The organism is Ideonella sp. sgz306126, assembly GCF_056032705.1.
In genome coordinates this window covers 510,988-534,198 of record NZ_JBVYWP010000003.1, presented here as the reverse complement: position 1 = coordinate 534,198, position 23,211 = coordinate 510,988, and the positions used below count along the sequence as shown (strand labels likewise).

Annotated in this window: 20 protein-coding genes; 10 read left to right on the top strand and 10 right to left on the bottom strand. The window is 70.1% G+C overall.

Going from position 1 to position 23,211, the window contains the following annotated elements:
- Positions 1 to 14: 14 nt before the first annotated feature.
- Both AC0N04_RS10860 and AC0N04_RS10855 read right to left on the bottom strand, forming a co-directional pair.
- The gene (locus AC0N04_RS10860) at positions 15 to 2,267 is read right to left on the bottom strand and encodes a putative bifunctional diguanylate cyclase/phosphodiesterase (RefSeq protein ID WP_474281422.1); all 2,253 of its coding nucleotides are present in this window, start codon (positions 2,265 to 2,267) and stop codon (positions 15 to 17) included.
- The gene (locus AC0N04_RS10855; protein WP_474281420.1) at positions 2,264 to 2,695 is read right to left on the bottom strand and encodes an Hpt domain-containing protein; all 432 of its coding nucleotides are present in this window, start codon (positions 2,693 to 2,695) and stop codon (positions 2,264 to 2,266) included. The genes AC0N04_RS10860 and AC0N04_RS10855 overlap by 4 nt, the downstream gene beginning before the upstream one ends.
- A 252-nt stretch (positions 2,696 to 2,947) precedes the next feature.
- On the opposite strand from AC0N04_RS10855, the gene AC0N04_RS10850 reads away from it, so the two are divergent.
- Positions 2,948 to 4,540: a sensor histidine kinase gene (locus AC0N04_RS10850; RefSeq protein ID WP_474281418.1), complete on the top strand. Its 1,593-nt coding sequence runs from the start codon at positions 2,948 to 2,950 to the stop codon at positions 4,538 to 4,540.
- Between the two features lie 57 nt (positions 4,541 to 4,597).
- Here AC0N04_RS10850 and AC0N04_RS10845 read toward each other — a convergent pair whose 3' ends face one another.
- The 4 genes from AC0N04_RS10845 to aroQ form a co-directional block, all read right to left on the bottom strand.
- The gene (locus AC0N04_RS10845; RefSeq protein ID WP_474281417.1) at positions 4,598 to 5,569 is read right to left on the bottom strand and encodes a quinoprotein relay system zinc metallohydrolase 1; all 972 of its coding nucleotides are present in this window, start codon (positions 5,567 to 5,569) and stop codon (positions 4,598 to 4,600) included.
- Positions 5,570 to 5,574: 5 nt separating this feature from the next.
- Positions 5,575 to 6,372 (bottom strand): quinoprotein dehydrogenase-associated SoxYZ-like carrier, encoded by a 798-nt coding sequence (locus AC0N04_RS10840; RefSeq protein ID WP_474281415.1) that lies wholly within the window; start codon positions 6,370 to 6,372, stop codon positions 5,575 to 5,577.
- Between the two features lie 21 nt (positions 6,373 to 6,393).
- Positions 6,394 to 8,526 (bottom strand): TonB-dependent receptor family protein, encoded by a 2,133-nt coding sequence (locus AC0N04_RS10835; RefSeq protein WP_474281413.1) that lies wholly within the window; start codon positions 8,524 to 8,526, stop codon positions 6,394 to 6,396.
- A 214-nt stretch (positions 8,527 to 8,740) separates the two neighbouring features.
- On the bottom strand, positions 8,741 to 9,181 hold the full coding sequence (gene aroQ / locus AC0N04_RS10830; RefSeq protein ID WP_474281411.1) for a type II 3-dehydroquinate dehydratase: 441 nt from the start codon (positions 9,179 to 9,181) through the stop codon (positions 8,741 to 8,743).
- Here aroQ and AC0N04_RS10825 point away from each other — a divergent pair.
- Genes AC0N04_RS10825 through AC0N04_RS10810 form a run of 4 tightly spaced genes read left to right on the top strand, consistent with a single transcriptional unit; the run spans position 9,180 to position 12,858 of the window.
- Positions 9,180 to 9,347 (top strand): hypothetical protein, encoded by a 168-nt coding sequence (locus AC0N04_RS10825; RefSeq protein WP_474281409.1) that lies wholly within the window; start codon positions 9,180 to 9,182, stop codon positions 9,345 to 9,347. The genes aroQ and AC0N04_RS10825 overlap by 2 nt on opposite strands.
- Before the next feature lie 59 nt (positions 9,348 to 9,406).
- Positions 9,407 to 10,744, top strand: coding sequence for a glutamine synthetase family protein (locus AC0N04_RS10820; RefSeq protein WP_474281407.1), 1,338 nt, complete (start codon positions 9,407 to 9,409; stop codon positions 10,742 to 10,744).
- Positions 10,745 to 10,753: 9 nt separating this feature from the next.
- On the top strand, positions 10,754 to 12,208 hold the full coding sequence (locus AC0N04_RS10815) for an aspartate aminotransferase family protein (protein ID WP_474281405.1): 1,455 nt from the start codon (positions 10,754 to 10,756) through the stop codon (positions 12,206 to 12,208).
- On the top strand, positions 12,205 to 12,858 hold the full coding sequence (locus AC0N04_RS10810) for a GntR family transcriptional regulator (RefSeq protein ID WP_474281403.1): 654 nt from the start codon (positions 12,205 to 12,207) through the stop codon (positions 12,856 to 12,858). Before AC0N04_RS10815 ends, AC0N04_RS10810 begins: the two co-directional genes overlap by 4 nt.
- Positions 12,859 to 12,884: 26 nt before the next feature.
- Here AC0N04_RS10810 and folE2 read toward each other — a convergent pair whose 3' ends face one another.
- The 4 genes from folE2 to xseB all read right to left on the bottom strand — a co-directional run bounded on the left by folE2 (position 12,885) and on the right by xseB (position 16,841).
- Complete coding sequence (gene folE2, locus AC0N04_RS10805; RefSeq protein ID WP_474281401.1) at positions 12,885 to 13,688, bottom strand: GTP cyclohydrolase FolE2; 804 nt, start codon at positions 13,686 to 13,688, stop codon at positions 12,885 to 12,887.
- An 86-nt stretch (positions 13,689 to 13,774) separates the two neighbouring features.
- Entirely contained in the window at positions 13,775 to 15,712 is a 1,938-nt protein-coding gene (gene dxs / locus AC0N04_RS10800; protein ID WP_474281399.1) for a 1-deoxy-D-xylulose-5-phosphate synthase, read from the bottom strand.
- Between the two features lie 5 nt (positions 15,713 to 15,717).
- Entirely contained in the window at positions 15,718 to 16,605 is an 888-nt protein-coding gene (locus AC0N04_RS10795) for a polyprenyl synthetase family protein (RefSeq protein WP_474281397.1), read from the bottom strand.
- A complete protein-coding gene (xseB, locus tag AC0N04_RS10790; RefSeq protein WP_474281395.1) occupies positions 16,602 to 16,841 on the bottom strand; it encodes an exodeoxyribonuclease VII small subunit in 240 nt (79 codons plus the stop codon). The genes AC0N04_RS10795 and xseB overlap by 4 nt, the downstream gene beginning before the upstream one ends.
- Positions 16,842 to 17,150: 309 nt before the next feature.
- Here xseB and AC0N04_RS10785 point away from each other — a divergent pair, with 309 nt between their 5' ends.
- The 5 genes from AC0N04_RS10785 to AC0N04_RS10765 all read left to right on the top strand — a co-directional run bounded on the left by AC0N04_RS10785 (position 17,151) and on the right by AC0N04_RS10765 (position 23,207).
- Positions 17,151 to 18,272: an aromatic ring-hydroxylating oxygenase subunit alpha gene (locus tag AC0N04_RS10785; protein WP_474281393.1), complete on the top strand. Its 1,122-nt coding sequence runs from the start codon at positions 17,151 to 17,153 to the stop codon at positions 18,270 to 18,272.
- Between the two features lie 151 nt (positions 18,273 to 18,423).
- The gene (gene bufA2, locus AC0N04_RS10780) at positions 18,424 to 18,699 is read left to right on the top strand and encodes a BufA2 family periplasmic bufferin-type metallophore (protein WP_474281391.1); all 276 of its coding nucleotides are present in this window, start codon (positions 18,424 to 18,426) and stop codon (positions 18,697 to 18,699) included.
- 78 nt (positions 18,700 to 18,777) lie between these two features.
- A complete protein-coding gene (gene bufB / locus AC0N04_RS10775; RefSeq protein ID WP_474281389.1) occupies positions 18,778 to 19,641 on the top strand; it encodes an MNIO family bufferin maturase in 864 nt (287 codons plus the stop codon).
- Entirely contained in the window at positions 19,638 to 20,417 is a 780-nt protein-coding gene (locus tag AC0N04_RS10770) for an HvfC/BufC family peptide modification chaperone (protein ID WP_474281387.1), read from the top strand. The genes bufB and AC0N04_RS10770 overlap by 4 nt, the downstream gene beginning before the upstream one ends.
- A gap of 99 nt (positions 20,418 to 20,516) precedes the next feature.
- A complete protein-coding gene (locus tag AC0N04_RS10765; protein WP_474281385.1) occupies positions 20,517 to 23,207 on the top strand; it encodes a bifunctional acetate--CoA ligase family protein/GNAT family N-acetyltransferase in 2,691 nt (896 codons plus the stop codon).
- Positions 23,208 to 23,211: the final 4 nt, after the last annotated feature.

The following is a 23,211-nucleotide window of genomic DNA, read 5'->3' as shown; positions in this document are numbered from 1 at the left end:
AGCCGTGGTGCGGTTCAGCCCGTGGCGTCATGACCCGGCAGCAGCGCGGACTCGTGCATCCAGCCCTCGTCATCGCCGCTGCCGGGCCCGAGCACCGAGCGCTGCGAAAAGCTCCGGACCCACGCCGCCATCTCGGCCGCCGGCATCGGCCGGCTGAACAGGAAGCCCTGCATCAGCACGCACCCCTGGCGGTGGAGCGTGTTCTGCTGGGCCAGCGTCTCTACGCCTTCGGCGATCACCCGCAGCCCGAGCGCACGCGCCAGCGCGACGATGGTGGTGATGACGGCCGTGCTCTTGGGCGTGACGCCCAGCTTCTGCACGAAAGACCGGTCGATCTTCACTTCGGAAATCGGCAAGGTCGTCAGGTAGGCCAGCGAGGAGTAGCCGGTGCCGAAGTCGTCGACCGAGATCTCGACGCCGAGCTCGTTGAGCTGGTGCAACGTGGGCAGGATCTGCTCCAGGTTGGTCATCAGCGTGCCTTCGGTGATCTCCAGCAGCAGTCGACGTGGCGGCACGCCATGCGGGCCGACCGCCGCGACGATCTGGTCGATCAGGTCGGAGCGGTGAAACATCCGGCTGGGCATGTTCACCGCGATCGATTCGGAAAAGCCGAAATCGTCCTGCCAGATGCGGGCCTGGCGGGCGGCTTCGCGCAGCGCCCATTCGGTCATCGGCACGATCAGTCCGGTCTCTTCGGCCAACGGGATGAATTCGCCCGCCGGCACCAGGCGATCGCCTCGCTGCCAGCGCATCAGCGCCTCCACGCCCACCATGCGCGAGCGGGTCACGTCCACCTTGGGCTGGTAGTGCAGCAGCAGTTCGTTGCGTTCCAGTGCCTTGTGCAGCGCGGTTTCCAGCTCCAGCACCTCGGGACCGCGACCGGCCAGGCGCGGGCTGTACGACACCGCCGCATTGCGGCCGGCCGTCTTGGCGGCGTACATCGCCACGTCGGCATTGCGCAGCAGGTCCGCGACGTTGGCGCCATCGCGCGGGTACATCGCGATGCCGATGCTGGCGGTCGCGAAGCATTCCTGCCCGGCGACATAGACCGGCTCGCGCAGGGATTCGAGGATGCGATAGGCCACCCGCTCGGCGCTTTCGACGTCGACCACCTCGGGCAGCAGCGCGACGAACTCGTCGCCACCCAGCCGTGCCACCGCTTCGAGCGAACGGTGGATGCGCGCACCGGCCGATTCGATCAGGCCGTCGCTGAACTGGTCGGAGTGGCGCACGCAGGCACGCAGGCGGTTCGAGACCTCGATCAGCAGTTCGTCGCCGGCGAAGTGCCCGAGCGTGTCGTTGATGTTCTTGAACCGGTCCAGGTCGATCATCAGCAGCGCGACCGAGAAACCCCGCTCGCGGGCGTATTCGAGCGCGCGCTCGGCGCGGTACATCAGTTGGCGCCGGTTGGGCAGCGTGGTCAGCGCGTCGGTGCTGGCCAGGCGGCGGATGCTGTCCTCGGCGTGGCGGCGGTCCGTCACGTCCTGCACGATGCCCTTGTAGCCGATGCAGCGGCCCTGCTCCGAGAATTCGGGCTCGGCCTCGATGTGGAACACCCGTGCCCGACCTTCGGCGAGCTGCAGCGGGACATCGTTGGCGATCACCGATACATTGCGCAGCAGCAAGCGCAGCGAGCGGAAGATCTCGCGCCGGTCGGGGGCGCTCATCATGCGCAACACCTCGCGCAGGCCGAGCGCATCGTCGGGGCCGTAGCCGAACACGCGCAAGGCCTGCTCCGACAACTCCAGCCCTCGGCTGATCGGCACCTCGGCGTCGTACCAGCAATCGAAACTGCCCATGCGGGCCAGGTCCTGCGCGCGCGCCAGATTCGCCTTGCTGCGCTCCAGTTCTCGCGTGGTCCGCGCCGCGCGCAGCATGTAGTGCAGCCGCTGCACCAGCAGGCTCCACTGGTTGGACTTGACGAAGAAATCGGTCGCCCCGACCTGGAAGGCGCGCTGGATCGAGGCGTCGTCGTCGAGCCCGGTCAGCATCAGCACCGGCACATGCTCGAAGCCGTACATGGCCCGCAGTTCGCGGCAGGTCTCGAACCCGTCGAGGCCGGGCATGCGGGCGTCGAGCAGGATCAGGTCGGGCGTCGATTCACGCAGCAGGCGCAGCGCCTCCTCGCCGCCGGTGGCCTCGGTGATGTCGAAATCGGCGGCCAGCGCGGCCCGCGTCAGCATCAGGTTGACCTCGTCGTCGTCGACGAGCAGCACCCTCGGACGGTCCGACCCGTGGCTGCCGTGATGGGCAAGCGACCAGGTCATGTCGGCGGAGTCTCTTCGAGCCGCTCGCGCACCGCCTCGCGCACCTGCTCGGCCATGGCGACGAAGGCCTTGACCGCCGCCGCCAGCCCGGCATCCAGGGTCGACGCGGTCGCCTGCGTCTCCAGGCGCTGGCGCAGGTCTTGTTCGAGCGCGGCGCAGAGCTGCGCGAACGACAGCGCCCCGATGCTTTGCGACGACGATTTCAGCGTGTGGGCCACCGCACGCAGTTGCGCCAGATCGGCCTGGTCGCAGGCGCTGGCGGTGGCTTGCAGGTGACGATCCAGCGAGCTGAGGTAGGTGTTCAGGACACGTCGCAGGAAAGCCTCGCCACCGGTCGGATCCAGCGCCTGCAGGGCCCGCAGGCTGGCGGCCTGGAGCACGGGCGTCGATGGGCTGGCAGGCACGGCGGGCGGGGAGACGTCGGGCATGGGGTTCAGGAGTGTGTCGACCACGGCGGGCTGCAGTGCCGCGCGCGGCTCGGCGACACGGTGATCGACGGGGGAACGGCGGCAATATACATCGTGCAAGCATGCCGCCGCGTCCGCCTCGCCGTCAATCTTGAATTGGCACAGGATCTCCCGGTTGAACCGCGCTTTGATGCGGCCGCAACCGGCCCCGGTCGGCCGGAATGCGCTTCGTACAATCGGCCCATGTGGCCTCCGTCCCGTCGCTCGTCATCCATGCCCCCTGCCGCCGGCCTGCGAGGTCTGCCCTGGGTGGCCGTGGCGGTGCTGGCGGCCGGCGCCGCGCTGCTCTGGCATCTGGCCGGCGAGCCGGTCGTCGCGGGCGATCCCAGCGGTCCCTGGGTCTGGCTGCCGATGCTGAGCTTTGGCGCCGTCTGCGGCCTGGCCGGCCTGCTCTGGGGCCGGCAGCAGACCGGCCGGAACCCGCGTGATGCCCGCCTCGGCCAGCAGCAGTTGCTTCAGCTGGTGGATGCCTGGCTGTGGGAGAGCGACGACGAACATCGCCTGACGGTCTGGCGCCCGCCGCACGACGCCCCCGCTTCGGCCTGGGCGAGTGGAACCCCCTCCGAAACGCGGCTCTGGCAGCGCTTCGACCTGTTGCCCGACGGCGCTGGCGGCAGCGCCTTGCGCGCCCGGCTCGACGGTCAGGCGCCGATTGCCGATCTGCGCGTGTACCGCCGCGACAGCGGCACGCCGTTGCCCTGGCGTCTGCGCGCCGTGCCCCAGTTCGACGGCGACGGGCGATTTGCCGGCTACATCGGCAGCGCCCAGCCGCTGGCCGACGCCGAGCAGCAGCATTTCGACCAGGCCTTGCTGGCGCAGTTGTGGCCCGAGCTGAACTTGGCTGCGGTGGCCCTGCGCCCCGGTGCGAGCGGCGGCTGGGTTGTCGATGCCGTCAGCGACGACGCTGCCCGTCTGCTCAAGCTGGACGGCGTCGCGGCGCAGGGCCTGGACTGGGACCGGGCCCGCCTGGCCCTGCCCGAGGCGCTGGGCCGCGCCGCCGCCGCGTTGGCGCCGGGCCAGAACCGCGACGAGGGCGACTGGGCGCTGAGCCTGCAGGCGTTGGGCACGCCCGATGGCCGCGATGGCCGCCTGCTGCTGCTGCGGCCGCAGGTGCGCACGACGCCGGACGACAGCGTCAGCGCCGCCGACCACGAGTCCTTCACCTACTCGATCTCGCATGATCTGCGCGCGCCGATCCGCGTGGTGGACGGCTTTGCGCGCATCCTCAAGGAGGACTACGGCCGTTTCCTGGACCGCATCGGCAACGACCACCTCGACCGGGTGCTGGCGGCAGCGTCGCGCATGAACAGCATGATCGATGCGTTGCTGGCGCTGTCCCGCCTGCAATCGCAGCCGCTGCAGCGCAAGCCGGTCGATCTGTCGCAACTGGCGGGCTTCATCCTGGAAGACCTGCGCCGCGAGAGCCCGGACCGTGCGGCCGACATCCACGTCGAGCCGGGCATCGTCGTCCATGGCGACCCGACCTTGCTGCGCATCGCGATGGACAACCTGATCGGCAACGCCTGGAAGTACAGCAGCCAGTGCCAGGTGACGCGGATCGAATTCCGCCAGGAAGAGCGCGACGGCCGTCCGGTGATGGTGGTGGCCGATCAGGGCGCCGGTTTCGACATGCGTTTCGCCGATCGCCTGTTCGGCGTCTTCCAGCGCCTGCACAGCCCGAAGGACTTCCAGGGCACCGGCGTCGGGCTGGCGTCGGTGCGCCGCATCCTGCGCCGTCACGGCGGCGACATCTGGGCCGAATCCGAAGTCGGCAAAGGCGCCCGCTTCTACTTCACGCTGAGCTGAACCGGCCGGACCGGCCGTGACGGGTCGATCTCGACCCATCGGCCGACCCGCCTCCGCTCAACGACCTGCCGGCAAGGCTTGCTGCTCGTAGGCCGGATAAAGGTGCGCGACGTTGCGCAGCGATTCGGTGTCGAAGGCCGCCCAGTGGCGGAACTCGTCGGGCACCGGGGCCTGCAGCAGCTCGTTCATGTCCCAGCCCTGCGCGGCCGCGTTCCTGAACGCGGCGTCCAGCCATTGCAGGTAGCGCCGGGTCTGCGCCAGGCCGGAACCATCGGCATGCACCGGGCCGTGGCTGGGCACCACGGTATGCAGGTCCATCGCCGCCAGCGCCGCCAGGCTGCGCTGCCACGCCGGCAACTGCGCGTCGGGCGTGGTCGGGATGCGGTTGGCGAAGATCAGCCCGCCGACGAAGGCCACGCCGCTGGCGCGATCGATCACCACCAGATCCGATTCGGTGTGGCCGGACAGCTCGTGCAGTTCGAAGTCGCGCCGGCCCACCCGCCAGTGGCCGCCCCCGGCCGACGGATCGAGGGTGCGATCGGGCAGCAGCGCCTCGGTGCCCTTCATCCAGTCGCCGCACAGGCGGTAGAGGTTGGTCTCGTAGCTGCCCGCGAGCCGGCCCATGCCCTCTCGCGTGGCGGCGGTGGCGCTGCGGGGCACGTCGGCAAAGGCCTGGTTGCCCAGGAAGTAGTCGGGGTGGTGATCCAGGTTCAGCACCTGCACCACCGGTTCGCGCGTGGTGCGTGCGATCAAGGCCCGCAGCTGCTCGCCGTACAGGCGGCTGGTGCCGGTGTTGATCACGACCACGCCGGCGCCGGTGGTGAAGAAGCCGGTGTTGATGATGTTGCAGCCGTTGGCCGGGCTGAAGTCGGCGTTGCTGCCCTCGACCACGTAGGCGCCAGGCGCCAGCTCGCGCGCGGCCAGGTGGTAGTCCAGGGTCGCGGGATCGGCGCGCGGTGCCGTCTGGGCCCACAGCGGCGCCGACGCCAGCAGCACCAGCAGGCAGGCCAGCAGCAGACTGCGCAACATGGGCGTCATTCCAGGTGGCTGGCGATGCGATTGCCGTCGTTGTCGGTGCCGACGACGTGCACGCCGCCCGCCGGCGGACGTGTGAAATCGAAGCTGAAGACCGGGTTCTCGCTGACCGGCTGCCAGGTCTGCAGGCGCGCCAGTTCGTGGTCATCGCCGTCGCGCACCGACAGGTGGTTGATGAAGAAGGCCGGCACCCCGCCCACCAGCCCGGTGTCCATCGGATGCATGACGCGCAGGCGCAGGCGGGCACCGCCGGCCGGCTCGCCCACGGCGGCGGGGAACAGGCGGCCGCTGACCTCGCCCAGCGTGCGCGACCAACTGCCGTCCTTGCGCGTGGCGCCGCTGACGGTGCAGCCGCCGCCGCCGGAGTCGACCCAGGTGCCGCCGACATGCCAGACGCCATCGCCCGTCTGGGCCGCGGCGCGCACCGGCGAGGCCTGCTCGAGCTTGAACCGGAACGCGACCGACGGCAGCGCATGGACTGGAAAGAACGCCAGCACGCGCCGGATCGGGTTGCGGTCCACCAGCACCACGATCTGGCGGATCGGCCCCAGCGCGGCGCCCACCTTCACGCTGACCGGCACGTTCATCGGGTCCTCGGCGAACGCCGGGGCCTGGACCACGACCTGGGGGTCGTACACCACCGGACCGCCAGGCAGGTACTCGCGCCGCATGCCGATCCAGGGGTAGGAGCGAAACGGGTCGCCCTCGAACTCGTCGGCGGCGCGGGCGGCGCGCGGCAACGCCGCCCCTGCGACCAGCGCCGGCAGCGACCAGACCAGCAGACTGCGTCGATCCATGGCGACCTCCAGCACGATCGTTCAGCCGCCGCTGACGCGCACGGCCAGCAGCAGATTGCGCGGCGCGCCGGTCTCGAAGAAGCGCGCGTTGGCGTCGTTGACGATCACGCTGCCGGCGTAGCGGCGGTCGAACAGGTTGTCGACGCGGGCCAGCAGTTCGATCTGCCCGCCGCCGGCGAGCGCCCAGCGCCGGCTCCAGTGCAGGCCCGCCAGCGCATAGCCGCCCGCCGCATCGCTGTTGACGTCGTTGACCGCGGTCGGTGCCACGGCGCGCCCATCGAACCCGATCTCGCCACGCCGCGCGTCGCGCCAGGTCAGGCCCAGCCAGGCCGAGCCCCTCTGGGTGCCGGCGATCCGGTTGCCGGCGGCCACCGCGACGTTGGGCGTCTTGCATGGCGAGCTGGTGCAGGTCAGGAAGCGGTCGCGGTAATGGGCGTCCAGCCAGGTCAGTGCGGTGGCGACCCGCCAGCCATCGGCCGGCTGCCAGGCGGCGGACAGCTCCATGCCCTGGCGCGAGGTGCGGCCGACGTTCTGGTAGGTGGCACGGCCGCCGCTGTTGGTGAGGACGCCCAGCTCGTCCGCCACCTGCACGTCGAACACGGTCGCGTCGGCGCGCCAGGGCCCGCGCTGCCAGACACTGCCCAGCTCCACCTGGCGGCTGGTCTGGGCCTTGAGGGCGGTGTTCAGGCCACCGCTGCCGTCGGGTCGGTAGGCCAGCTCGGTCAGGGTGGGCGTTTCGATGCCGCGCGCGGCGCTGGCATGCAGCTGCCACTCGGGGTTCAGACGCCAGCGCAGGCCGGCTACCGGATTGGTGTGGCTGTAGGCCATGCTGCCCGAGTCGTTGCCGTTGGCCAGGTAGGCATCGACGGTGCTGAAATCGACCCGACCGTTGCGCACGCCGGCGCTCGCCTTGAGCGCCGGGCTCAGCGCCCACTCGGCCTGGACGAAGACGTCGCGGCTTTGCGCCACGTCGAATTCATTGCGCCGCAGCGCGCCGGTCACGCCGAGTTGCTGGCTGGCCCCGGTGCCGACGAAGTTCTGGTACCCCTGGCGGTCGTCGCGCTGGCTGTCCAGCGCCGCGCCGGCCACCAGGTCCACCGCCCGCCAGGACCAGCGCAGCCGCCCTTCGGCGCCGCTGTAGTCACGCTGGAAGGCGACCACGCCGCCGGCGCTGCCGGCCGGCACCTGGGCCCCCGGAGGGATCGCCTGCCACTGCATCACGGCGCGGCGGCCGCCATAGACGGCCAGCGTGCTGTCGCGCAAGGCCGAGCTGCCGAAGTCGTGCTGCCAGCTCGCGCCCGCCTGCGTCTGGCCCAGGGTCTTGCGGGTGTTGTACAGCGTGGCCTCGGGCGTGGTCTGCAGCGGATCGGCGTTGAACTGCGCACGGCTCAGGCCGAGCGGGTCCTGCGCCGGCTGGTCCAGGTGGTTGGCCAGCAGCGTGACGCGGTCGCTCGCGGTGCGCCACCCGAGCCGCAGGTTGGCGGCCGTGCGCTGGGCCTGGCTGTGCGGGCGGAAGCCGTCGATCGACATGTCCTGCAGCGCCACACGCAGGTCCAGCCCGTTCCCCAGCGGCGACTCCAGCACCCCGCGTGCCTGGTGCAGGCCGAAGCTGCCGAGGTCGGCCTCGGCTTCGGCGCGGGCCTGGCGCACCGGCGCGGTAAACAAGGCGATCACGCCGCCCGAGCTATTGCCGTAAAGCACCGAGAACGGGCCGCGAAGCACCTCGATGCGCTGGGCATCGGCCAGATCGAAGTTGGACACCTGGCCCTGGCCGTCCGGGCCCGCATCGGGAATGCCGTCGGTGTAGAGCCGCAGGCCACGCACGCCGAAGCCGGCCCGCGCGCCAAAGCCGCGGGAGCTGATCTGCAGGTCTTGCGCGTAGTTCGACCGGTTGTTCACCACCAGCCCGGGCACCTGGGCCAGGGCCTCGCTGAGGTTGATCATCGGCCCGGCGTTGCGCAGCGCGTCGCGGTCGACCACGCTGATCGCAAACGGCACGTCGGCCGCCGGCCGGGCCGCCACCGATCCGGTGACGACCACCTGCTGACTCGCCGGATCGGCCGGGCCGCCCGCCGCCTGCGCTTGCGCCGACGCCGGCAGCCACAGCCAGGCCGCGGCCAGCGGCATCAAACGCCAGGCGCGAGCGTGCGGCAAGGAAGACGGCGAACGAAGGCGATGTGCAGGCATGGCGAGTGGGCAATCCGGAACGCTGCGCGGCCAGGACACCGCTTGCGATGCCCGTATCAGACCCGCACGCGGCGGGGCCGCCTAGCGCGCAAAAACCCGCACCCTGCGTCAGGACGGAACACCCGGTGTCCCGCCACGGCGCGCCCCCCCCGGGAGCGCGACCACCCCCTCCGGGCGCCGCTCAGGTCCGCACCAGCCGGGCCGCCAGAAAACGCAGCGCCGCACCGTAGCCGGCCACGCCCAAGCCGGCGATCACGCCTTCGGCGATCCCGGAGATGTAGGAATGGTGGCGGAATTCCTCGCGCCGGTGCACGTTGCTGATGTGCACCTCGACCACCGGCAGGGCGACCCCCGCCAGCGCATCCCGCAGGGCCACGCTGGTGTGGGTCAAGCCGCCCGGATTGATGACGATGGCCCGCGTGCCGTCCAGCCGCGCGGCGTGGATGCGATCGATCAGCGCGCCTTCGTGGTTGCTCTGGAAACATTGGGCGGCGGTGCCCAGTTCGAGCGCTTCTTCGACGAAGCGGCGTTCGACATCGGCCAGCGTGTCGGCGCCGTAGATGTGCGGTTCGCGGGTGCCCAGCAGGTTCAGGTTCGGGCCGTTCAGCAGCAGGATGCTCATGGAAGATGCCGTCGAGGAAAGCGTCAGCAAGGCCGGCATGCCCACCATGCCGGCGCGCCCATTGTGCTCGCCGGCGCGGCGGCCCGCCCAGGACCCGGCGCGCCATGCCTCCACGGTCTGGCGCACGCGATGCCATGTGATCTCATGGGAAGTGAAATTCTTCTGATTTGCCGATTAAATGGCAATTTGTGATCACATCAATAAAAATCGGTATGATGTCTTCCCATGAATCCGACGCTCGAAGACTTTTTGATCCAGCACCGTATCCACGAGGTGGAATGCGTGATCCCCGACATGACCGGCATCGCGCGCGGCAAGATCCTGCCGCGCGACCTGTTCATGGCATCGGGCGAGATGCGCCTGCCCAAGAGCGTGCTGCTAAACACCGTCAACGGCCAACAGCCCGACAACGGGCCCTTCGTCGGTGACACCGATCCCGACATGGTCTGCAAGCCCGATGCGGCCACCGTTCGCCTGGTGCCCTGGGCGGCCGAACCGGTGGCGGTGGTGATCCACGACTGCCTGGAGTGGGACGGCAGCCCGGTGCAGCTCTCGCCGCGCAGCGTGCTGCGCCGCGTACTGGCGCTGTACGAAGCGCGCGGCTGGCAGCCGGTGGTCGCCCCCGAGATGGAGTTCTACCTGGTGGCGCGCCAACAGAACCCGCACGAACCGCTGCAGCCGCCGCTGGGCCGCACCGGCAAGCCCGAGGCCGGGCGCCAGAGCTATTCGATCGACGCGGTGAACGACTTCGACCCGTTCTTCATGGAGTTGTCGAACTTCTGCGAGCTGCACCAGCTGGGTGTCGAGACGCTGATCCATGAGGCCGGCGCAGGCCAGATGGAGATCAACTTCTCGCACGGCGAGCCGCTGGACCTGGCCGACCGGGTCTTCCTGTTCAAGCGCACGGTGCGCGAGACCGCGCTGCGCCACGGCATCTTTGCCACCTTCATGGCCAAGCCGATGGAGCTCGAGCCCGGCAGCGCGATGCACATCCACCAAAGCATCAACGACGCCGCCACTGGCCGCAACATCTTCAGCCGCGAGGACGGCCGCGCCAGCGACGCCTTCGCGCACTTCATCGCCGGCCTGCAGGCCTACATCCCGCAGGTGATGCCGATGTTCGCGCCCTACGTGAACTCGTATCGCCGGCTGGCGCCCTTCATGTCGGCGCCGATCAACGTGCGCTGGGGGCTGGACAACCGCACCTGCGGCATCCGCGTGCCGCAATCGAATCCACAGGCCCGGCGGGTCGAGAACCGCGTGCCGGGGGTCGATGTGAACCCCTACCTGGCGATGGCCGCGACGCTGGCCTGCGGCTACATCGGCCTGCGCGACGGCCTGCAGCCCAGCGAGCCGACCACCGACAGCGCCTGGAACGTCAGCCACGAGCTGCCGCGTCACCTCGAAGACGCGATCGAGGCGATGCGCGCCTGCGAACCGATGCGCGAGGTGCTGGGCACGGGCTTCGTCGACGCCTTCTGCGCGGTCAAGAAACTCGAATTCGCGACCTACAACCGCGTCATCAGCTCCTGGGAACGCGAACACCTGCTGCTGCTGGTCTGAGAGACACCCATGCCATCCCCTGCCCTGCCCAAGAGCCCCGCCCGGCCGCCCGAAGGGGTGACCTCCCTCTCGGAGAGAGAGGGTGACCGGCCCGACAGCGCTCCGGTGAGCACCACCGGCATCGACCCCGAGCGCGCCCAGGCGCTGCTCGCGCGCGAGCGCGAGCACTATGCCCGGAGCCACCCGCGCTCGCGCGAACTGGCCGAGCGCGCCGCCGCCCACCTGATGTTCGGCGTGCCGCTGCATTGGATGAACGACTGGGGCACGCCGTTCCCGCTGCAGGTGGCCGAGGCGCAAGGCGCCCACCTGCGCACCGCGGACGGCCACGAGCTGGCCGACTTCTGCCTGGGCGACACCGGCGCGATGTTCGGCCATTCGCCCCCCGGGGTGGCCGACGCGCTGGCGGCCCAGGCCCGGCGAGGCCTGACCACCATGCTGCCCGGCGAGGACGCAGCGGCGGTGGGCGAGTTGCTGGCCCAGCGCTTCGGCCTGCCGAAGTGGCAGTTTGCGATGACCGCCAGCGACGCCAACCGCTTCGTGCTGCGCTGGCTGCGCGCGGCCACCGCCCGCCCGACGCTGCTGGTGTTCAACGGCTGCTACCACGGCACGGTCGATGACGTGTTCGTCGACCTGGAGGCCGGCCGCCCGGTGCAGCGCGACAGCCTGCTGGGCCAGGTGCACGACCTCACCGCCACCACGCGCGTCGTCGAGTTCAACGACCTGGCCGCGCTGGAGGCCGCGCTGGCCCCCGGCGACGTCGCCTGCGTGCTGGCCGAACCGGTGATGACCAACATCGGCATGGTGCTGCCCGAACCCGGCTACTGGGCCCAGGCCGGCGAGCTGATTCGCCGCCACGGCAGCCTGCTGGTGCTGGACGAGACCCACACGCTGAGCAGCGGCCCCGGCGGCTATGGCCAGGCGCATGGCCTGCGGCCCGACGCCGTGGTGGTGGGCAAGGCCCTGGGCGGTGGCATGCCCTGCGCCGCATACGGCTTCAGCGCCGAACTGGCGGCCCGTGCCGAAGCCGCCAAGCGGGCCGCGCCGCCCGGCCATTCGGGCATCGGTACGACGCTCACCGCCAACCTGCTGGCCATGGCGGCGATGCGCGCCACGCTGTCGCAGTGGATGACGCCCGAGGTCTTCGCACCGATGCTGTCGCTGGCGGCCCGCCTGGCGCAAGGCCTGCGCGAGGGCATCGCCCGCCACCGCCTGCCCTGGTGCGTGACCCAGGTCGGCGCGCGGGTCGAGTTTCAGTTCTGCGCCGTGCCGCCGGTCAACGGCACGCAGGCGGGCGCGGCGATGAACCCGGCGCTGGAGCACGCGATCCACCTGGGCTTGTTGAATCGCGGGGTGCTGATCACGCCCTTCCACAACATGATGCTGATCTGCCCGGCGACCACCGAAGCAGACGTGGCGGCCTTGCTGGCCGCCTTCGATGCGGTGCTGGCAGACCTGTGCCGATGACGGGTGCCGCGACCACCACCCAGCAGGACACGGTCTATGCCACGCTGCGCCAGTGGGTGACGGTGGGCCGCTTCCTGCCTGGCGAGCGGCTGAAGATCCGCACGGTCGCCGCCGCGATGGGCGTGGGCCAGATGCCGGTCCGCGCGGCGCTGCAGCGCCTGGCCGCCGAGGGCGCCCTGGTCAACGTGCCCAACGCCGGCGTGGCCGTGCCGCGCCTGGGCATCCCCGAGTTCGACGACCTGCTGCAGATGCGCATGCTGCTGGAAGGCGAAGCCGCCGAGCGCGGCTGCCTGCGCTTGGGCGCGACCGACGCGGCATCGCTGCAGGTCCTGGCCGAGCGGATGGCCAGCGCCTTGAAGGCGGGCCAGCCCGGCGACTACCTGGCGGCCAACGAAGACTTCCACCTTCTGCTGTACCGCGCGGCGGGGTCACCGCTGCTGCTGAGCCTGATCGACACCTTGTGGCTGAAGGCCGGACCGATCTCGAACCAGCTTTTCGACCGCCCCGAGGCGTCGGCGGTACTCAACGACGCGCACGAAGATCTGCTGCGCGCGCTCGCCCTCAAGGACAGCGCGGGAGTGCGGCGAGCGGTCGAAAAGGACATCTTCGTCGCCGGGCAGTACCTGCGCGCCCGGCTGCGCGAGGGTTGACGCGTGCCCTGGGGCAAGGCAAGCGGTCACGTGCGCTCGATGCGCGCGTAGGCCGAGTGGTTGTGAATGGATTCGAAGTTCTCGACGTCCACCGCATAGCGACCGATGCGGCCATCGGCGTTCAGGCGCAGCGCCACGTCGCGGACCAGATCCTCGACGAACTTCGGGTTCTCGTAGGCGTGCTCGGTGATCCACTTTTCGTCGGCGCGCTTGAGCATCGGCCAGATCTCGCTGGAGGCGGATTCCTCGGCGAAGCGGACCAGTTCCTGCCATTCGATCGGCGCCGCCAGCGGATCGAGGATCTCGACCCGGATCGTCACCAGCGAGCGCTGGTTGTGGGCCCCGTAGTCGGAGATCTCCTTCGAGCACGGGCACAAGCTCTTGACCGGCACGCCGACCTCGGCCCAGATCGACGTCAGGCCGCCGCGGCGCTCGGCGATCCAGGCCCCCGCGTAATCCAGCAGGCTTTGCAGGCCGGACACCGGCGCGCGCTTGCGGATGAAGAACGGGAAGCGGGCCTCCACCCGGCCCTCGCCGGCGTGCAGCTTGTCCAGCATGGCGGTCAACTGCGTCAGCAGCCGCGACGCGTCCATCGGCGCCGTCTGGTCTCCCAGCCAGGCCACGAAACGCGACATGTGGGTGCCCTTCTTGTCCGCGGGCAGCGCGACGTCCAGCGTCCAGGTCGCCACGGTGGGCTGGTCGGCGCCGCCGACACGCACCGTCAGGGGATAGCGCACGTCCTTGACCCCCACGCGCTGGATGGCCAGATGGCGTTCATCGCGCTCGCTCTGGGTGTCGGGAATGTGCAGGGCGTCGGTCAGGTGGTTCATGAAAGGGCCGGTACGTCTCGGACCGACAGCATGGCAGCAATGTCAAGCGCCAGGGTTCGATAGGGTTGTTGGCGGCGTTCTGAAACTCAGGCGGCCACCGGCTTGACCAGCGCCAGCGACGCGGCGCCGAAGCGCTGCACGATGGCGCGCTCGATGCCCACGGCATCCAGGCCGCACAGGGCCAGCAGCTTGGCGGCGTCGCCATGCTCGATGAACTCGTCGGGCAAGCCCAGGTTCAGCACCGGCAGCACGACGCCCTCGGCAGCGAGCAACTCCAGCACCGCGGCACCGGCGCCGCCGGCGACGCAGCCTTCCTCCACCGTGACCAGCGCGTCGTGGCTGCGCGCCAGCTTCAGCACCAGATCGCGGTCCAGCGGTTTGGCAAAGCGCATGTTGGCCACGGTGGCGTCCAGCCGCTCGGCGGCCTGCAGGGCCGGATACAGCAAGGTGCCGAACGCCAGGATCGCCACGCGCCGCCCTTCACGGCGGATTTCACCCTGGCCCCAGGGCAGCGCGCTGAGATCGGGCAGCACGGCGGTGCCGGCGCCGCTGCCGCGCGGGTAGCGGACCGCCACCGGGTGATTCTGCTGGAATGCGGCGCTCAAGGCCTGGCGGCACTCGCGCTCGTCGGCCGGCGTCAGCACGCTCATGTTCGGAATGCAGCGCAGGAACGCGATGTCGTAGGCGCCGGCATGGGTCGCGCCGTCGGCGCCGACCAGGCCGGCGCGGTCCAGGGCAAACACCACCGGCAGGTTCTGCAGCGCCACGTCGTGGATCAGCTGGTCGTAGCCGCGCTGCAGGAAGGTGGAATAGATCGCCAGCACCGGCTTCAGACCCTCGCAGGCCAGGCCGGCGGCGAAGGTCACCGCGTGCTGCTCGGCGATGCCGACATCGTGGTAGCGCTTGGGAAAGCGGCGCTCGAACTCGACCAGGCCGGAGCCTTCGCGCATCGCCGGCGTGATGCCGACCAGCCGCGGATCGGCCTCGGCCATGTCGCACAACCACTGGCCGAAGACCTGGGTGAAGGTCGGCTTGGGGGCCGTGGCGGGCTTTTGCAGGCCGACCGCCGGGTCGAACTTGCCGGGGCCGTGGTAGTTGATCGGGTCGTCCTCGGCCAGCGGGTAGCCGTAGCCCTTCTTGGTCACCACGTGCAGGAACTGCGGTCCCTTGGCCTCGCGCAGGTTCTCCAGCGTGGGCACCAGCGAGTCCAGGTCATGACCATCGATCGGACCGACGTAGTTGAAACCGAACTCCTCGAAGATCGTGCCGGGCACGACCATGCCCTTGGTGTGTTCCTCGAAGCGCTTGGCGAACTCGTACAGCGGCGTGTGGCGCAGCACGCTCTTCGCGCCTTCGCGCGCCGCGGCGTAGAACTTGCCGCTCAACAGGCGCGCCAGGTAGCGGTTCAACGCCCCCACCGGCGGCGAGATCGACATGTCGTTGTCGTTCAGGATCACCAGCATGTCGGGCAGGCCGTGGCCGCCGGCATAGCCGCCGTGGTTCAGGGCCTCGAAGGCCATGCCGCCGGTCAAGGCGCCGTCGCCGATGATCGCCACCGCCTTGCGGTTCTCGCCCTTCAGTCGCGCAGCATGGGCCATGCCCAGCGCCGCCGAGATCGAGGTCGACGAGTGCCCGGTGCCGAAGGTGTCGTATTCGCTTTCGCTGCGGCGCGGAAAGCCGCTGATGCCGCCCAGCGCCTTCAGCGAGGCCATGGCCTCGCGCCGGCCGGTCAGGATCTTGTGCGGATAGGACTGGTGGCCCACGTCCCAGACCAGGCGGTCGTAGGGCGTGTTGAACACGTGGTGCAGCGCGATCGTCAACTCGACCGTGCCCAGGTTGGACGACAGATGGCCACCGGTGCGGCTGACGCTGTGGAGCAGGAAGGAGCGCAGTTCGTTGGCCAGCGTCTTGAGCTGCTGGCGCGACAGCGACCGCAGATCCTGCGGGCTGTGGATGCCTTCGAGCAGGGGGTGCCCCGCCTCGGCCAAGGCGGCGGAACCGGACGGGATGGGCAGGTGAGGCATGGTGCTCAGCTCCGGCGATCGACCAGCTTGTCCGCCAGCCAGGACAGGCGCTGAGGAGCGTCCAGCCCGGCCCGTGCCAGCGCGCTCTGCGCCTGGTCGCGCAGTTCTGCGGCGTGGCGGCCGGCGGCGTCCAGCCCCAGCACCGTGACGTAGGTCGGCTTGTTGTTTTCCAGGTCCTTGCCCGCGGTCTTGCCCAGCGTCTCGGAACCCTGGGTGACGTCGAGAATGTCGTCGACCACCTGGAAGGCCAGGCCGATGGCCGCACCGAACGTCGACAGCTCGTGCCAGGTCTGCGGCGTCGTGGCGCCGCAGGCCGCCCCCATCAGCACGCTGGCCTGCAGCAAGGCGCCGGTCTTGCGGCGATGCATGTCGCGCAGCGCGGCTTCGTCCAGCGGCTGGCCGACGCTGGCCAGGTCGATCGCCTGGCCGCCGGCCATGCCGGCCTGACCGGCAGCGCGAGCCAGCAGGCCGACCAGGCGGGCCTGCAGCGCGGGCTCGATACCGTCCTCGGGGGTCAGCACTTCGAACGCCAGGGCCTGCATGGCATCGCCGGCCAGCATCGCCTGGGCTTCGCCGAACTGGACGTGCACGGTGGGCTTGCCACGCCGCAGCGCGTCGTCGTCCATGCAGGGCATGTCGTCGTGCACCAGCGAGTAGGCATGGATCAGCTCGACCGCCACCGCCACGCGCATCGCCGCGAAGGCGTCGCCGCCGACGGCCTCGCAGGCCGCCAACGCCAGCAACGGCCGCAGCCGCTTGCCGCCATCGAGCACGGCGTAGCGCATCGCCTGGCCCAACCCGGCCGGCGCTTCGGCCGGCACGAGTTGATCCAGCGCGGACTCCACGGCGGCCAGTTGCCGGTCGACCCAGGTTTCACAGTTTTCGATCTTCATGTCGATGTCCAGGGCTTGAGCTGCCCTTCCTCCAGGACCTTCACTTGCTGCTCCACCGCCTCCAGACGTGCCCTGCAAAACTCCAGCAGCAGCGCGCCGCGCTGATAGCTCTCGAGCAGGCGATCCAGCGGCAGGTGCCCACCTTCCATGGCGACCAGCAGCCGGTCCAGTTCGCCGAGCGCCTCTTCGTAGCTCGCGGGAGTCTGGTCGGCAGGTTTGACGGCGGGTCGGGACATTTCGGCAGATGAAAAGACAATCTGGAATTGTAGTCAGCGGCAGCGCGTTTTCCCGAGGGCCGCGGGACTTCAAAGGTCTCCGACTGATACCAAATGCGACATTTGGGCGGCCCCGCGGCGGTTGCCGCCACGGTCGCGGTTAGAATCCGGGCCCCGCAGGCCCTTCCCGGGCCCGCGACTCACCGTCAACAAACCCACCCGCGGGGCCACCGGGTGGGGGGTTGTGGGCCTCGCCAAACCCGTCGTCGCGCGCTGCGCGCGCGATCCAGCGAAGCCCACCAGACATGTTTTTTGGAGATCCTGGGGATCATGTCGAACCTGAGCATCACGCTGGAAGCTCTGGAGCGCGCGCGCTCTCAACTCTCTGTTTCCACCTACTTCGACGAGAACCTGCTGCGCCGCGAGCAGGAACTCATCTTCCAGCACGGACCGCGCTACCTGGCGCATGAGTTGTCCGTACCTGAGGTGGGCGACTACTACGCGCTGCCGCAGGAAGGCGAGGGCCGCGCCCTGGTGCGGACCCCACAGGGCGTCGAGCTGGTCTCGAACGTCTGCCGGCACCGCCAGGCGGTGATGCTGCGCGGGCGCGGCAACACCCGCGGCAGCATCGTCTGCCCGCTGCACCGCTGGACCTACGATCTGCAGGGCCAACTGATCGGCGCGCCGCACTTCGAGCACGACCCCTGCCTGCACCTGAACAACTACAAGGTGCGCACCTGGAACGGCCTGGTGTTCGAGGACAACGGCCGCGACATCGCCGCCGACCTGGCCCACCTGGGCCCGCGGGCCGACCTCGACTTCTCGGGCTACGTGCTCGACCACGTCGAGATGCACACCTGCAACTACAACTGGAAGACCTTCATCGAGGTCTATCTGGAGGACTACCACGTCGGTCCCTTCCACCCCGGCCTGGGCCAGTTCGTGACCTGCAAGGACCTGCGCTGGGAATTCGGCAAGCACCATTCGGTGCAGACCGTGGGCATCCTCGACGAGCTGAAGCAGGCCGGCTCGCCGGTCTATCGGCGCTGGCGCGACGCGGTGATGCGCCTGAACGGCGGCGTGGCGCCCCGGCAGGGCGCGATCTGGCTGACCTACTTCCCGAACATCATGATCGAGTGGTATCCGCACGTGCTCACCGTCTCGACGCTGTACCCGCAGAGCGCGGGCAGGACGCTCAACGTGGTCGAGTTCTACTACCCCGAGGAAATCGCCGCGTTCGAGCGCGACTTCGTCGAGGCCCAGCGCGCCGCCTACATGGAGACCTGCATCGAGGACGACGAGATCGGCGAGCGCATGGACGCCGGCCGCAAGGCCTTGTTCGAGCGCGGCGACGACGAGGCCGGCCCCTACCAGAGCCCGATGGAAGACGGCATGAAGCACTTCCACGAGTGGTACCGCACCGTGATGGGCATGGGGCGCGCATCCTGGTGATCGCGGGCGGTCGCCCGGCGCCGGATTTTCTTTGCCGTCGATGTAAGGAAGCCACTCGCGCATCGACGAACGACGGCAAGGTGACTGCCGTGCGACAAGGCGGCGGCACCAAGCGAGTTCTCAACCCATCCCATCGATCCAGGAGATCCCCATGACGTCATCCGCCTCTCGTTCCGGCGTTGCCATCGCGGCGGCCGCGGCCGCCCTGTTTGCCCTCGGTGCCGCCCAGGCGGCACAGCCGATGCCGGCCGCCGACCAAGGCAGCATGGCCGTGCACTGCACCGGCGCCAACGCCTGCAAGGGCCAGTCCGAGTGCGCGAGCGCCAAGAACCAATGCAAGGGCCAGAACGCCTGCAAGGGCCAGGGCTGGGTCAACAAGAAGTCGGCCGCGGAATGCACCGCCGCCGGCGGCAAGGTGGGCATGTAAGCACCGCGCCGCACCGATCGCCGGCCCCTTGCGGCGAGGGCGTTTGCGCCCTCGCCGCAACATCCCCACTTCGATGCCATGAACGCGCCGCTGCAAGGCTTCGGCCTGGGACTGCGTCCCGAACACTATGCCGAGTTTCGCGCCACCCCGGCCCGGGCGCTGGGCGTGGACTGGCTGGAAATCATTTCCGAGAATTACATGGTGCCCGGCGGCAAGCCGCTGGCCCACCTGGACGCGATCCGCCGCGACGTGCCCCTGGTGATGCACGGCGTGTCGCTGTCGATCGGCAGCGCCGATCCGCTTGACCGCCGCTACCTGAGCGAACTGCGCACGCTGATCCGGCGGGTCGAGCCGGCCTGGGTGTCGGACCACCTGTGCTGGACCGGTGTCGATCACCACAACCTGCACGACCTGCTGCCGCTGCCCTACACCGAGGCCGCGCTGCGCCATGTCGCCGACCGGGTGCACCAGGTGCAGGACGCGCTGGGCCGCCGCCTGGTGCTGGAGAACGTCTCCAGCTATGTGGCCTGGGCGGCCGACGAGATGAGCGAGGCCGACTTCATCGCCGAACTGCTGGCCCGGGCCGACTGCGAGTTGCTGCTGGACGTCAACAACGTCTACGTCAGTGCCGTCAACCACGGTTTCGACGCGCGCGCCTTCATCGATGCGATGCCACCGCACCGGGTGCGGCAAATCCACCTGGCCGGCCACGAAGACACTGGCGACGGCCTGATCGACACCCACGACCACCCGGTGGTCGATGCGGTCTGGGAACTGTACCGGCACGCCGTCCGCCGCCTGGGCCCGGTGCCGACGATGATCGAACGCGACGACCACATCCCGCCGCTGGCCGAACTGGTCGCCGAGTTGGACCAGGCCCGTGCGATCGCCGCGCAAGCCTCCTGCGCCCCGGCCCGACCGGCGGTGGGAGCCGCGGCATGACGGCCGATCTGGGTGGCCTGCAACGCCTGTTCGCACGCGGCCTGAGCGGTCCCGAGAACGGTTCAGTCGGCGACCTGCTGAAGCCGCTGAAGGGCCGGCCGCCGCGGCTGGAGATCTATCGCCACGCCTACCGCGCCCGCCTGGTGGCGGCGCTGCGCAGCAACTATCCGGTGCTGCACCGGGTGCTGGGCGACGAGGACTTCGAGGCCCTGGCGCTGGACTACCTGGCCCACCGCCCGCACCGCCAGCCGTCGATCCGCTGGTTCGGCGACGCGCTGGCCGAGCATCTGGCCGACGCGCCGGACCGGCGAGTCCCCCATCCCGCGCTGGTCGATCTGGTGCGGATGGAATGGGCGCTGGGCAGCAGCTTCGACGCGGCCGACGCCACGGCATTGGACCGCGACGCGCTCGCGGGCCTCGCCGCAGACGACTGGCCGGCGCTGCGCCTGAGGCCCCACCCCTCGGTGCGGCTCGTGCCCATGCGGTGGGCGGTCGAGCCGATCTGGCAGGCGCTGACCGCGGATCACGACGCCGCCACCGCCGAGCCCGAGGCGCTGGCCCATGACCTGCTGGTGTGGCGCCAGGGCCTGGACACGCACTGGCGCTCGCTGCCCGACGCCGAGGCCCGCCTGCTGCGCGCCGCCCTGCGCGGCGAACCGCTGTCGGCCTGGAGCGAGCTGGCGGCCGTCGGACAGGCAACGCCCGCGGCGGCGCAGATCGTGGCCACCCAGTTGCAACGCTGGATCGCCGACGGCCTGCTCTGCGACGCCGCTTGACGCAGGGCAAGACGGTGGGGTCGGCGCCACCGTGGCGACGCCCTGACAGGCGTATGCTCGCGCCATCATGTCAATCGGGGGTCGCCCCGGCCTGCCGTCGTGGATCAGCACTTTCTCACGCCCTTGTTTTCGCCTCGCTCGATCGTCGTCTTTGCCGGCGATCCGGCCCAGCCCGATCAGGCCACCCCGATGGCCCGGGCGATGCTGGCCCAGTTGACCCACAACGGCTTCAAGGGCGAGGTCAGCTTCCTCGACGTCGCGATGACCGGCACCTTGTCGGATCTGGCCCATTCGCGCGCCGATCTGGCGCTGATCGCGCTGCCCCACGAGCAGATCGAAGCGGCGCTGGAGATCGCCGGGCGGATCCGCTGCCGCGCCGCGCTGGTGCTGTCGGCCAACCTGCCCGCCGCCCAGTGCGCCACGCTGCAAGCGGTGGCCCGGCGCCATGGCATGCACCTGCTGGGCCCGAACAGCCTGGGCTTCCAGCGCCCGCTGCTCAAACTCAACGCCAGTGCCGCCGGACCGCTGGCGAACCCGGGGCCGCTGGCCCTGGTCTCGCAGTCCGGGGCGCTGACGGCGTCGGTGCTGGACTGGGCCCAGTCCAACGGCGTGGGTTTTTCCGCCGTGGTTTCGCTGGGCGCCAACACCGCCGTCGACCTGGCCCAGGTGCTCGATTTCCTGGCCGCCGACGGCAACACCCACAGCATCCTCGTCTACATGGAAGGCATCACCCACGCCCGCCGCTTCATGAGCGCGTTGCGGGCGGCCGCATCGATCAAGCCGGTGGTGGTGATGAAGGCCGGACGCAAGCCCGCCGGCACCACGGCGGCGCTGACCCACTCGGCCGCCATCGTCGGATCGGACGATGTCTTCGAAGCCGCGCTGCGCCGCGCCGGCGTGGTACGGGTGCGCGCCTTCACGCAGATGTTCTCGGCCGCCAAATGCCTGGCCTCGCGCTACCGCCCGGTGGGCAAGCGCCTGGCCATCGTCACCAATGGCGGCGGTCCGGGCGTGCTGGCCGCCGACTGGACCAACGAGATCGGCCTGGAGGTGGCACGCCTGGGCGACGCCACGCGCGCCGCCCTCGCACCCCTGCTCTCGCCCTGCGCCACCTTGACCCAGGTGATCGACCTCGGCGAGGACGCCACCGACGCGCACTACCGCGCCGCGATCGAGGCCTGCGGCGCCGACACCAGCGTCGACGGCGCGCTGGCCATCTACTCGCCCAAGCCCGCCAGCTACCCCGGTGCCGGCGCCGAGCTGATCGCGCAGGCCGTGGTCGACGCCGCTGCCCGCCTGGGCAAGCCGGTGATCGCGTGCTGGATGGGCGACCACAGCGTCGGCGCGGCACGCGTGCTGCTCGCCGCCAAGCCGCTGCCCAGCTTCCGCACGCCCGAAGCCGCGGTGGACGCCTTCGGCAACATCGCCAGCTTCTACCAGAACCAGCAGCTGCTGCAGCAGACGCCGCCGCCGCTCTCCACGCTCGCCACGCCGGACGCCGAAGGCGCGCGGCTGCTGATCGAAGGCGTGCTGGCCGAGCGCCGCCGGGTGCTGACCGAGATGGAATCCAAGGCCTTGCTGGCCGCGTTCCACATCCCCGTCACCCGCACCACGCTGGCGCGCAGCGCCAGCGAGGCGATGCTGATCGCCGCCCAGGCCGGCTACCCGGTGGCGCTGAAGATCGACTCGCCCGACATCAGCCACAAGAGCGACGTGCAGGGCGTGGCGCTGAACGTGATGACCGCCACGCAGGTCCGCGATACCTTCAACGACATGCTGGCCGCGGTGACCAAGGCCCAGCCGGGCGCGCGCATCAACGGGGTCACGATTCAGCCGATGAGCGGCAAGCCGCGCGGGCGCGAGGTCTACATCGGCCTGTCGACCGACGATCCCTTCGGCCCGGTGATCACCTTCGGCGCCGGCGGCACGATGATCGAGCTGATCGCCGACCGGGCGATGGAGCTGCCGCCGCTGAACCAGTTCCTGGCGCGCCGGCTGATCGAGCGGGCCCGCGTCGCCGAGACGCTGGACCATTGGCGCGGCGCACCGCCGGTGAACCTGGAGGCGCTGGAGCAGGTGCTGCTGCGGGTCTCGGAAATGGTCTGCGCGCTGCCCCAGCTGCGCGAGATGGACATCAACCCCATCATCGTCGACGAAGACGGCGCGGTGGCCGTGGATGCGCGCGTCGTGATCGAGCATGCCGGGCCGCAGACCCAGGCCTACCACCACCTGGCGATCCTGCCCTACCCGGCCGGGCTGGAGCGCGAGTGGCCGATGAAGGGCGGTGACCTCTACACCATCCGGCCGATCCAGCCCGACGACGCGCAGATGCTGCAGGACCTGGTGCGCGGCCTCAAGCCCGAAAGCCGCTACTTCCGCTTCGTCAGCTCGATGCAGGAACTGCCGGCGCGCATGCTGGCGCGCTACACGCTGATCGATTACGACCGCGAGATGGCGCTGACCGCCGTGCACCGCACCCGCACCGTCCACGACGATGGATCGGTCACCGAGACCGAGCAAATCATCGGCGTCTCGCGCTACATCACCAACCCGGACCAGACCAGCTGCGAGTTCTCGCTGGTGGTGGCCGACGGCTATGCCGGCCAGGGCCTGGGCTCGCGCCTGATGCTGTCGATCATGGACGTGGCCCGCAGCAAGGGGCTGGCGGAGATCGAGGGGCTGGTGCTGGCCAACAACGAGGGCATGCTGAGGCTGATGCGCAGCCTGGGCTTCGGCGTCAAGACCTTCGCCGAGGACGCCGACTTCAAGCTCTGCACCAAGGCGCTGTGAGCGG

Bases quoted from the DNA above. Each gene is read 5' to 3' on its own strand.
- AC0N04_RS10860 (WP_474281422.1), bottom strand. From the start codon at position 2,267: ATGACCTGGTCGCTTGCCCATCACGGCAGCCACGGGTCGGACCGTCCG.
- AC0N04_RS10855 (WP_474281420.1), bottom strand. From the start codon at position 2,695: ATGCCCGACGTCTCCCCGCCCGCCGTGCCTGCCAGCCCATCGACGCCC.
- AC0N04_RS10850 (WP_474281418.1), top strand. From the start codon at position 2,948: ATGCCCCCTGCCGCCGGCCTGCGAGGTCTGCCCTGGGTGGCCGTGGCG.
- AC0N04_RS10845 (WP_474281417.1), bottom strand. From the start codon at position 5,569: ATGTTGCGCAGTCTGCTGCTGGCCTGCCTGCTGGTGCTGCTGGCGTCG.
- AC0N04_RS10840 (WP_474281415.1), bottom strand. From the start codon at position 6,372: ATGGATCGACGCAGTCTGCTGGTCTGGTCGCTGCCGGCGCTGGTCGCA.
- AC0N04_RS10825 (WP_474281409.1), top strand. From the start codon at position 9,180: ATGGAAGATGCCGTCGAGGAAAGCGTCAGCAAGGCCGGCATGCCCACC.
- aroQ (WP_474281411.1), bottom strand. From the start codon at position 9,181: ATGAGCATCCTGCTGCTGAACGGCCCGAACCTGAACCTGCTGGGCACC.
- AC0N04_RS10820 (WP_474281407.1), top strand. From the start codon at position 9,407: ATGAATCCGACGCTCGAAGACTTTTTGATCCAGCACCGTATCCACGAG.
- AC0N04_RS10815 (WP_474281405.1), top strand. From the start codon at position 10,754: ATGCCATCCCCTGCCCTGCCCAAGAGCCCCGCCCGGCCGCCCGAAGGG.
- AC0N04_RS10810 (WP_474281403.1), top strand. From the start codon at position 12,205: ATGACGGGTGCCGCGACCACCACCCAGCAGGACACGGTCTATGCCACG.
- folE2 (WP_474281401.1), bottom strand. From the start codon at position 13,688: ATGAACCACCTGACCGACGCCCTGCACATTCCCGACACCCAGAGCGAG.
- dxs (WP_474281399.1), bottom strand. From the start codon at position 15,712: ATGCCTCACCTGCCCATCCCGTCCGGTTCCGCCGCCTTGGCCGAGGCG.
- AC0N04_RS10795 (WP_474281397.1), bottom strand. From the start codon at position 16,605: ATGAAGATCGAAAACTGTGAAACCTGGGTCGACCGGCAACTGGCCGCC.
- xseB (WP_474281395.1), bottom strand. From the start codon at position 16,841: ATGTCCCGACCCGCCGTCAAACCTGCCGACCAGACTCCCGCGAGCTAC.
- AC0N04_RS10785 (WP_474281393.1), top strand. From the start codon at position 17,151: ATGTCGAACCTGAGCATCACGCTGGAAGCTCTGGAGCGCGCGCGCTCT.
- bufA2 (WP_474281391.1), top strand. From the start codon at position 18,424: ATGACGTCATCCGCCTCTCGTTCCGGCGTTGCCATCGCGGCGGCCGCG.
- bufB (WP_474281389.1), top strand. From the start codon at position 18,778: ATGAACGCGCCGCTGCAAGGCTTCGGCCTGGGACTGCGTCCCGAACAC.
- AC0N04_RS10770 (WP_474281387.1), top strand. From the start codon at position 19,638: ATGACGGCCGATCTGGGTGGCCTGCAACGCCTGTTCGCACGCGGCCTG.